Genomic DNA, 6,264 nt, shown 5'->3' with positions numbered 1-6,264 from the left:
AACTGCTGACGGAGGCGCAAAACCTTGGTTTAGGCGCGCAGTTTGGCGGCAAATACTTTGCCCACGATATTCGCGTGATCCGTCTGCCGCGCCACGGCGCATCCTGTCCGGTCGGGATGGGCGTCTCCTGCTCGGCAGATCGCAACATCAAAGCGAAGATCAACCGTAAAGGCATCTGGATCGAGAAGCTGGAGCACAATCCGGGTAAATACATTCCTGAAGAACTGCGTAAAGCGGGCGAAGGGGAAGCGGTTCGCGTTGACCTGAATCGTCCAATGAAAGCGATCCTCGAACAGTTGTCGCAATACCCGGTGTCGACCCGTCTTTCCCTGAACGGCACGATCATTGTTGCTCGTGATATCGCGCACGCTAAATTAAAAGAGCGGATGGATAATGGCGAAGGGCTGCCGCAGTATGTAAAAGATCACCCGATTTACTACGCCGGTCCGGCGAAGACGCCAGAAGGCTATGCCTCCGGTTCACTCGGTCCGACCACCGCCGGGCGTATGGATTCGTATGTTGATCAGCTTCAGTCGCAGGGCGGGAGTATGATCATGCTGGCGAAGGGTAACCGCAGTCAGCAGGTGACTGACGCCTGTCAAAAACACGGCGGATTCTACCTCGGCAGCATTGGCGGTCCGGCGGCCGTACTGGCGCAGGGCAGCATCAAGAGCCTGGAGTGCGTGGAGTATCCGGAACTGGGAATGGAAGCGATCTGGAAAATCGAAGTCGAAGATTTCCCGGCCTTTATTCTCGTTGACGATAAAGGAAACGACTTCTTCCAGCAGATTCAGACGTCGCAGTGCGCACGCTGCGTTAAGTAACGTCAGCCGCCCTTCGGGGCGGTTTTTTTTATCGCACAAACCACCAAACGGTGGTGCTGTCATCGTTGATACTCATAAGACCGCAAGCATGTGGGCAATGTCGAACATAACCTAATCAATTCATTATCTAAGGAGCAGGTCATGGTAACGGTACGCAGCGAGAAAGATTCGATGGGCGCGATTGATGTCCCGGCAGATAAACTGTGGGGGGCACAAACCCAACGTTCACTTGAGCATTTTCGGATCTCCACCGAGAAAATGCCCGTCTCGCTGATCCACGCGCTGGCGCTCACCAAGCGCGCAGCGGCAAAGGTTAACGACGATTTAGGGTTGCTGGCCGCCGACAAAGCTGCCGCCATTATGCAGGCCGCGGATGAGGTGCTGGCAGATAAACACGCGGAGGAATTCCCTCTGGCTATCTGGCAGACCGGGTCGGGTACGCAAAGCAACATGAATATGAACGAAGTGCTGGCAAACCGGGCCAGTGAGTTGTTGGGCGGCGTTCGCGGCATGGAGCGCAAAGTCCATCCAAATGATGACGTCAACAAGAGCCAGAGTTCGAACGACGTCTTCCCGACGGCAATGCATGTGGCTGCGCTGCTGGCGTTGCGCAATCATTTGATTCCGCAGTTGCAGGTGTTGTTGAAGACGCTGAACGAGAAATCAGACGCTTTCGCCGATATTGTCAAAATTGGCCGTACTCATCTCCAGGACGCCACGCCGCTGACGCTGGGACAGGAGATTTCTGGCTGGGTGGCGATGTTAGAACATAACCTGCGGCACATTGAAAACAGTCTGCCGCACGTGGCGGAACTGGCGTTGGGCGGAACAGCGGTCGGCACCGGGCTGAATACGCATCCGGAATATGCCCGTCGCGTCGCCGATGAACTGGCGGCCATCACCCAGGCTCCCTTTGTCACCGCGCCGAACAAGTTCGAAGCGCTGGCGACCTGTGATGCGCTGGTTCATGCTCACGGCGCGCTGAAAGGGCTGGCGGCGTCGCTAATGAAAATCGCCAACGATGTGCGTTGGCTGGCGTCGGGGCCACGCTGTGGCATTGGCGAAATCGCCATCCCGGAAAATGAACCGGGCAGCTCGATCATGCCGGGCAAGGTTAACCCAACCCAGTGTGAGGCGCTGACGATGCTGTGTTGTCAGGTGATGGGGAACGATGTGGCGATTAACATCGGCGGCGCATCAGGTAACTTCGAACTGAACGTCTTCCGTCCGATGGTGATCCACAACTTCCTGCAATCGGTGCGTCTGCTGGCGGACGGTATGGAAAGTTTCAACGAACATTGTGCGGTCGGTATCGAACCCAATCGTGAGCGGATTAATCAGTTGCTCAATGAATCACTGATGCTTGTCACCGCGTTGAATACCCATATCGGCTACGACAACGCGGCGGAAATCGCCAAGAAAGCACATAAAGAGGGGCTGACGCTGAAAGCTGCGGCTCTGGCGCTGGGCTATCTCACCGAAGTGGAGTTTGACAACTGGGTGCGGCCAGAGCAGATGGTCGGCAGTATGAAACCAGGTCGTTAATCCGCCACATACAGGTGCAGCCGCGGAATTATCAGACGCAGCGGCTGTGCCTGCGGTTTAAAGCGATGCTGTATGTTTTTGGCATCGTAGTTCAGTAGCTCGCCAATATCCGGCATACCTGCGCCGTTTTCCATATTGATCAACGCGATAAGCGGCGTAGGGCAGGCATGCTGTACCTGCTTTTGCTCGCCTTTGTACCAGACCCGGGCAATGGGCTGGACTTTGACCGGACGCTTAATTTTGAGTTTTGCCTGTTGTGGCAGGGCGGCGATATCCTGATATTCACGCTCCAGTTTTGCCTGCCACTCCTCGCGGGTCCAGGGATGTACGCTGCGCGGCGTATTCAGACTCTTTTCCAGTTGCGCCAGTACCTCATCGCGTTGCAAATTCTTGATGATATGTTTATTCGCCCAGCCAAAACGCAACGTCGCCGGATCGTTTATCACCGTCAGCGTCCGATAGGCATTGAGCGTAATCAGCCCCGGCAGATGGCGATGGACCCATTCAAAGCGCGCCGCAGACGGCAAACCGGACTCCACGGTGACAATATGCTCAAAAGTGGTTTTCAACTGATTGATGCGCTGTACCTGATTTTCCAGCGCCGCCTGGCTGGCACTACCCACCTGATAGCACAGCACGCCCGGCAGACGCACCGCCGCTTTACTGCTACGGGTTTCGGACTGCTGCTGAATAAACAGGTGGCGATAGTGCGCCAGCGCCAACGCTTCGGCCTCTTTACCCAGATGCTGCTTCACCGCAATGGTATCCAGCGGGGCGTGCTCGGCCTCTTTGGTCACCTCCGGCAGCGAAAAGACACGGGCAATCATCAGATGATGTTCTCCGAGCGCTTGCGTTAGTTCAGCCAGCGTCTGCTCCATCTGGCGAAATGTGGTGTTCAGTCTGTCGACAAGATCGTAACGGGCCATTGCGCACCTCATTAGTTACAACATACTCAATGTATAGCACGTTATCTCACCTGCGACTACCGTGCGAATAGCGTCAGCCAGCGGTTAATTCCGGAAGTGTGTGCCAGATCGGCCAACAAAAGCTGAAGCGAGCACCACCCAGTTCACTTTCCCCGCAGCTCACCGTGCCACCCATCGCCTGGGCGATGGAATAGACAATCGCCAGACCCAGACCGCACCCGCCGGTGGCGCGGTCCCGACTCGGATCCAGACGGACAAAAGGCTCAAAAACAGTCTCCCTGGCTTCCGGGGCAATGCCCGGTCCGTCATCGTCGACAGTCAGCGTGGCGAAACGATCGCTGAGCTGCAGGCTTATCTGCACCGTGGACTGGCAGTAGCGCAGCGCGTTGTTCAGCAGATTATCCAGCACGCGCTCCATCAGTCGCATATCCAGCGCACCGTAGTTGCCCCGGGCGAGATGCGGAACCTGCAATGTCCGATCAGGATTCACGCTTTGCACATCATCAATATGCGCTGTGAGCCAGGCCGGGAGATCCGGCTCGCTAAGATGCAGTTCATTCTGCGGCCTGTCGAGGCGGGCGTAGGTTAACAGCTCCTCAATTAAGGCTTCGAGCTGTCCGATATCGCGATTGAGCGCCAGAGATTCTTGTTCCGTGAGATTTTCACTCATCTCCAGTCGGTAGCGCAGGCGAACCAGCGGGGTGCGCAATTCATGGGCAATCCCGTCGATCAGCTGTTTTTTACTGGCAATCAACGCATTGATATTGTCCGCCATCTGATTAAAAGCAATGCCCAGCCGTTCAAAACTGGAGCCGCTGTCAAAATGCAGTCGTTCACTGAGATGACCTTTACCGAACCGCTGGGCAGCGGCCTCCAGTCGCAGCATTTCCTGCCAGTGTGGACGCATCCAGATAAACACCGGAAAAGCCAGTGAGATGGCGATAAACGCCATCAGCGCGATATCCAGCAGGCGCATCTGATGGAGAAAATAGAGATAGGGTACGGGACCCACGGCCAGCACGTAATGACTGCGCGGAATGCGCTGAATGAAGGTGTACTGATCGTCGAGAGCAATGATGTCGCCTTCACGCAGACGCTGCATACTCTGATCATCCAGCCTGAATTTTGTCAGTGGCTCAACGCGCAGGTCAAAAGAGAGGTTGAGGTCCATCTCTTTGAGCGTTTTACCCCAGTCCCGCGGCGGGATCTCGCGTAGCTCGCTGCGCATCAGATACAGCGAGCTTTTCATCAGGTCATCGAGCGACTGCCTGCCAGCCCGCTCTGCGGTGAATTTATACACCAGCCCGACCAGCAGGGTCATCACCAGAAAGCAGACAAACAGCAGGAGATAAAACTGCACGAACAGTTTCTTCATTTACATCCCCGAATGCAGTGATGGCACATCATCCCAGGCGTGCGGGGCAAACAGATAGCCTTTATTGCGTACCGTTTTAATACGATAGGGCTCAGCCGCATTATCGAGCAGTTTCTTACGCAGACGCGAAATGGCGACATCGACGCTGCGATCCATGCCGTCGTAGCTTACACCGCGCAGATTTTTCAGCAGCGCATCGCGGTCCATAATCTGACCGGCGTGCGTGGCGAGTTCCCATAGCAGCTCGAAATCCGCGGTGGAAAGTATAACCTGTTCACCACTGAGCAAAACGACACGGTTGATGGGGTCGATAGTCAGGGAACCAAAGCGCAGCGTTTTATGCGGCGTGACGGCGGCAGGCTGAATCCCTTTGCTATGGCCTGACTGATCGCTCTGCCGCAGATGCAGCCGCAGACGGGCCAGCAAGACCGCTGGCGGCGTGGTCTTCAGAATGTAATCGCAGGCGCCCATTTCCAGCGCCAGGATGTGGTTCATGTCGCTGTCCAGCGAAGTGAGGAGGACGATCGGGCCCTGCCATTGCCCTTGCAGGTCACGACAGAGGGTCATGCCGTCTTTACCGGGGAGCATAATATCCAGCAATACCAGGTCCGGCTGAACCTGGAGGATCCGCGCTTCAGCCAGATCGCCACGCGGCTCGACAATCACATCGAAATCGTGTTTAGCCAGATAGGCCGCAATGAGCGCGCCGACCTCAGGATCGTCTTCAACAAATACAATCGTGTTCATCGTCTTGATTGCCGATCAAAAACGTCAACATACACCGCCGGGGCGTTACCTTCCATTAATCTTTCCTAAACGGTGATGCTTCCGTTATGCTGGTTGCTGATGTTATTGATGTGTAAAGGCAAGGTAATGGGACTCGTGATTAAAGCCGCGCTGGGTGCGCTGGTGGTGGTGTTGATTGGGTTGCTGGCAAAAACGAAGAATTACTACATCGCAGGACTCATCCCGCTGTTCCCGACATTCGCGCTGATTGCCCATTATATCGTGGCCAGCGAGCGGGGCATTGACGCGCTAAGAACGACCATTGTCTTCAGCATGTGGTCGATTATTCCCTATTTTGTCTATCTCGTTTCGCTGTGGTATTTCACCGGTTTTCTGAAGCTGCCAGTGGCGCTGGGCGGGGCAGTGATCTGCTGGTGCCTGAGCGCCTGGCTGCTGATCTTTTGCTGGGTCAAACTGCACTAACGCAGATGACGGCCACCGTCTACGGCGAAGCTACGACCCGTCACAAAACAACTGGTCAGCAGATAATCGATTAAATCGATCACCTCCTTTTCCCCCGGAGCCGTTTTCATCAGTGATTTGTTTAGCGCCTGCTGGCGGTACTCGGCGTCATCACCCTCGTTAAACAGGATCAGCGAAGGGGCAATGGCGTTGACCTTCACCTCTGGCGCGAGCTTGCGGGCAAATGAACGGGTCATATTATCCAGCGCCGCTTTACTGGCGGCATAAGCGATATGCTTGTCACTGCCTTTCTCCACAACGTAGTCGGTAAAATGAATTATGTCGGCGGCGGCGTGACCATGCCCGCGTAGCAAGCCTACGAGCGCATGGTTAAGCAGATAGGGTG

Annotated in this window: 7 protein-coding genes; 3 read left to right on the top strand and 4 right to left on the bottom strand. The window is 55.5% G+C overall.

Translation table 11 applies throughout. From position 1 onward, the window contains the following. Together AB7E14_RS18910 and fumC are read left to right on the top strand one after the other, a co-directional pair. A partial coding sequence (locus tag AB7E14_RS18910; RefSeq protein ID WP_428169791.1) for a FumA C-terminus/TtdB family hydratase beta subunit occupies positions 1-824 on the top strand: 824 nt, incomplete at its 5' end. A gap of 141 nt (positions 825-965) precedes the next feature. Next, the gene (fumC, locus tag AB7E14_RS18905) at positions 966-2,369 is read left to right on the top strand and encodes a class II fumarate hydratase (protein ID WP_044328202.1); all 1,404 of its coding nucleotides are present in this window, start codon (positions 966-968) and stop codon (positions 2,367-2,369) included. Here fumC and tus read toward each other — a convergent pair. The 3 genes from tus to rstA all read right to left on the bottom strand — a co-directional run bounded on the left by tus (position 2,366) and on the right by rstA (position 5,417). Continuing rightward, positions 2,366-3,295 carry a DNA replication terminus site-binding protein gene (gene tus / locus AB7E14_RS18900; protein WP_316962289.1) on the bottom strand — a complete coding sequence of 310 codons (930 nt, stop codon included), beginning with the start codon at positions 3,293-3,295 and terminating at the stop codon, positions 2,366-2,368. The genes fumC and tus overlap by 4 nt on opposite strands. Positions 3,296-3,368: 73 nt before the next feature. Continuing rightward, positions 3,369-4,670: a two-component system sensor histidine kinase RstB gene (gene rstB / locus AB7E14_RS18895; protein ID WP_316962290.1), complete on the bottom strand. Its 1,302-nt coding sequence runs from the start codon at positions 4,668-4,670 to the stop codon at positions 3,369-3,371. Continuing rightward, positions 4,671-5,417, bottom strand: a complete 747-nt coding sequence (gene rstA, locus AB7E14_RS18890; RefSeq protein WP_044328203.1) for a two-component system response regulator RstA — start codon at positions 5,415-5,417, stop codon at positions 4,671-4,673. Between the two features lie 126 nt (positions 5,418-5,543). Between rstA and AB7E14_RS18885 the strand changes: the two genes are divergently transcribed. After that, positions 5,544-5,879 carry a GlpM family protein gene (locus AB7E14_RS18885; RefSeq protein ID WP_042319174.1) on the top strand — a complete coding sequence of 112 codons (336 nt, stop codon included), beginning with the start codon at positions 5,544-5,546 and terminating at the stop codon, positions 5,877-5,879. Here AB7E14_RS18885 and AB7E14_RS18880 read toward each other — a convergent pair. Continuing rightward, positions 5,876-6,264 (bottom strand): SDR family oxidoreductase (locus AB7E14_RS18880; RefSeq protein WP_428169790.1); only part of this gene is annotated, 389 nt, incomplete at its 5' end. The two genes, AB7E14_RS18885 and AB7E14_RS18880, sit on opposite strands and share 4 nt — an antisense overlap.

It is taken from the genome of Citrobacter sp. (assembly GCF_050252275.1).
Classification (GTDB): domain Bacteria; phylum Pseudomonadota; class Gammaproteobacteria; order Enterobacterales; family Enterobacteriaceae; genus Citrobacter_A; species Citrobacter_A amalonaticus.
This window is presented reverse-complemented; position numbering and strand designations above follow the sequence as displayed.